Below are 3,150 nucleotides of genomic sequence, written 5' to 3'. Positions count from 1 at the left end.
ACTTCGCATCTGGTACCGAGGCCCCGTCCAATGGGGATCAATCCACTTGCAGATCCCGCACCGCTTCGAAGTGCCGTCACAAGAGACGGCAGGCCAACCGGTCAAAATCACTGTGTCGAGGATCTAGGCCCGCATTCACTTATTGCAGAAGTTGAACATAGACCTCGAGCAATAGCCCTACGCTTTTTCGAGCGCATGGCTTACGATCGCCGCATGGGACTATTGACCTTCAGCATCAACGTCACCCTGGACGGCTGCGTCGACCATCAGGAAGGAATCGCTGACGACGAGACGCACGCGTTCTTCACCCGCCTTATGGACGAGGGCGGGGCGATGCTGTGGGGCCGTGTCACCTACGAGATGATGGAGAGCTACTGGCCGGCGGTCGCTCGCGGCGACGTGGAGGCGCCGCCGGCGATACGCGAGTGGGCGGTTAAGCTGGAGGCCAAGCCGAAATACGTCGTGTCGTCGACGCGAAAGGACTTCCCGTGGACCAACAGCCACCACATCGCCGAGGATCTGCGAACAGGCGTGCAGAGGCTCAAGGACGCGACTCCGGCGGGCGTGCTCCTCGGTAGCGGCAAACTCGCGACCGAGCTGGACCGGCTGGATCTGATCGACGAGTACAAGCTCCTCGTTCATCCCAGGATCGCCGGCCACGGCCCGACCCTGTACCAGGGCGGGCTGCCCAGCACACGACGGCTCGAGCTGGTCTCGGCGAAGCCGCTCCGCAATGGCGTGGTCGCCATGCACTACCGGCGCGGGCGTTGACTCACAGCAGCTTCATCGCGCTCAGGTCGGAGGACTGCCGGAGTGTAATCCCTTGTCTCCGGCTCGGCTAAGTCGGGCTCGCGCGCTGCTGAGGTGCTCCCCCACAAGCTGACGTTTCGAAGATCCGCTACGGATCAGAAACCGAGATTCCTTTCGCTTCCGGAACGTCCGGTTTGATGAGGATCGCTGCCTTCGAGCTTAGGTCTGAGGAGTGCCACTTCCCGACATTCGATAGGAACGATCTTTATCGTTGCACTAACAAAGGACTTGTATCAAAGCGGCGTGACCATCAGGAGCGTTCGAACTCGGAGCCTCGCCTGGTCTGAGCGGCACGCATGACGATGAGGTCGCCGTGGGTCCCATATCCGAGCAGCTCTTCGTGGTACTGCGTGCCCTCGAACGTGATCAGCAGATAGGTGGTCTGCCCCCGATCAGAAATCGGAATCACCTGAGGATGTGGAATATTGCTTCCGTACGGCGCCTTGAGAAAGCCGAGCAGCTTCATCGACAGGTCGTAAACACGGTATTGGCGATCAACCCCGTCGCTGGCAAGCAAGTACCAGCGTCCACCAACCTTCTGGAGAATGGTGCCCTCTGTCTGGTCTCGCGAGAGATCGGCCCCAACCTTGCTCAACCGATTCAGAGACCCTCCCCTGTCGCTGCGGGCGAGCGCGGGGTGGAAATTGAAGCCACGGGTGGGATCCTGATAGGGGCTTTCGACAAAGCCGACATACCAGCGGCCTCCGATGCGCACCATCGACGGATCCCACGCGCTGATATCGGTGGGCAGTGACATTCTCGCGCTCTTCAGCACATGCACTCCGCTGAGAATATTCTTGAACGTGCGGCAGTAGCGAACATGCATGCCCTTGAAGGCGAAGTCGCCCCAACTGCTCACCGCAACATGAAAGCCGCCATCGTGGTCATCGGCGACGATCTGACCTGCATGATCGCCAAGAACGAGCCCGTCGCGCTCAAAAAACAAGGCTGCAACCGGTTCGACCTGATAAGGCTCATCAAGATCGAGCGTCCACACGCCCCAGTGCGCAGCCTGGAAAAATGACAGGCCTGCTTGCGTCGCAGTCAAATAGAGCTTTCCATTCCTGATGTAGGGTCTGCCGTCGGAATGGCTGATGACGTGAAGGTCCCTGATCCCGGCTTGTCCGAAGTAGCCGGCCCGCACATCCTCGATCGTGACAGTCGCGCCTGCCCCGCCGGCGCCGAACCCATAACGGTACTGACGCAGCACGGCTGGGTTGCGCAGATCCAGCAGGTCGGTGATGCGATACTGCACGACGGGAACCCAGTCTGCTCCCCTCGCCACAAGGGCCGTCACATAGTTCTCATTGACCGTGAAGGCACATCGCGTCGCCCCGGCGAGATCGACATTCACCGAGGCAACCCGAGTCGTCCTGCCTTCGACCCGAACATCGATAGCGACTGCGGCCTTTGCCGGGTCACCATTGCGCTCGAAGGATGCGATCACATAGTTGCTCGCATCCCGCACAAGACCGGCAGTGACTGTTCCGGCCTCGTCAGTCCCTGTCTTAGAAGAACCTATCGTTACGACCACCGTGCAATAAGGCGCCACGGGACCAGCCTCGGTGCGGAGCAGCGTGGGCTCGGCTCGGGACGAAGTCAGGCGCAGGCGACCGGGCGAAAGGCTCATCTGGGCCGGAGCACCTTCGGATTGCAGGCCCGTTCGCGTGAGGCGTCTCAAGCTTGCCTCGCGAAACTGCTCATGGACCTGAACGAACCCCTCAGGAAGAAGATCGAAAGGTCGAATCTGCTCGACAATTGAGAACTCGAGGTCGAGGAGGGATGGGGCCAGACGCGCGGCAGGAGGTGGAGCAAGCTGGGCGATGGCATCAGCCGCGCGGCTTGGAGAGACGGCTGCCGTGGCCAGGCTGGCGATAGCGCCGCGCAGGAAATCCAAGCGAGTGATGCCGAGCTTCATGGGCGCTCCCGTGCTGGCTCACAAGGGAGCCCCACAATGTCGGCGAGATTGGGTCCTGCCCGAGAGACTAGAGGACGATCAGGCCAGCGGATCCAGGCATTGCCGTGAGGGCAAAGCGCGGCGGAAATGTCCGAACTGGGCCAGAATGTGTGACCCCTGCTGCTTAAGAAAGGTCTGCTCGGACGGCCCAAACTGGCCAAGCTCTTAGGTCAGAGGAGCACCGGGAACCGTCCCTCGGCGTCAACCCGACTTGCACCTGCTATTCGAGGTTCGTGTGGTTGGTGCGCATCACCTTAGCTTGAGTTTAGCCATTTCTGACGGGTGATGTGAGAGCGAGGGGCGGCGAAGCGAACGATGCGGTAGACTGGCAGAGTTTCCGCCAAGAGACGCCGCCATGCTGCACCTGCCCGCCCGCTTCGCCG

The 3,150-nt window shown here is 61.0% G+C and carries 2 protein-coding genes; one reads left to right on the top strand and one right to left on the bottom strand.

All coding sequences use genetic code 11. The annotated features are described in order from the left end of the window. Positions 1-213: 213 nt before the first annotated feature. Complete coding sequence (locus FS320_RS40675; RefSeq protein WP_152718201.1) at positions 214-771, top strand: dihydrofolate reductase family protein; 558 nt, start codon at positions 214-216, stop codon at positions 769-771. A 289-nt stretch (positions 772-1,060) separates the two neighbouring features. Here the strand turns inward: FS320_RS40675 and FS320_RS40670 are convergent, their stop codons facing one another. Further along, positions 1,061-2,728, bottom strand: a complete 1,668-nt coding sequence (locus FS320_RS40670; protein ID WP_152718199.1) for a hypothetical protein — start codon at positions 2,726-2,728, stop codon at positions 1,061-1,063. Positions 2,729-3,150 lie beyond the last annotated feature (422 nt).

It is taken from the genome of Microvirga tunisiensis (genome assembly GCF_009296175.1).
Lineage (GTDB): Bacteria > Pseudomonadota > Alphaproteobacteria > Rhizobiales > Beijerinckiaceae > Microvirga > Microvirga tunisiensis.
The sequence above is the reverse complement of the archived record's forward strand: the minus strand, read 5'-3'. Positions and strand labels throughout refer to the sequence as shown.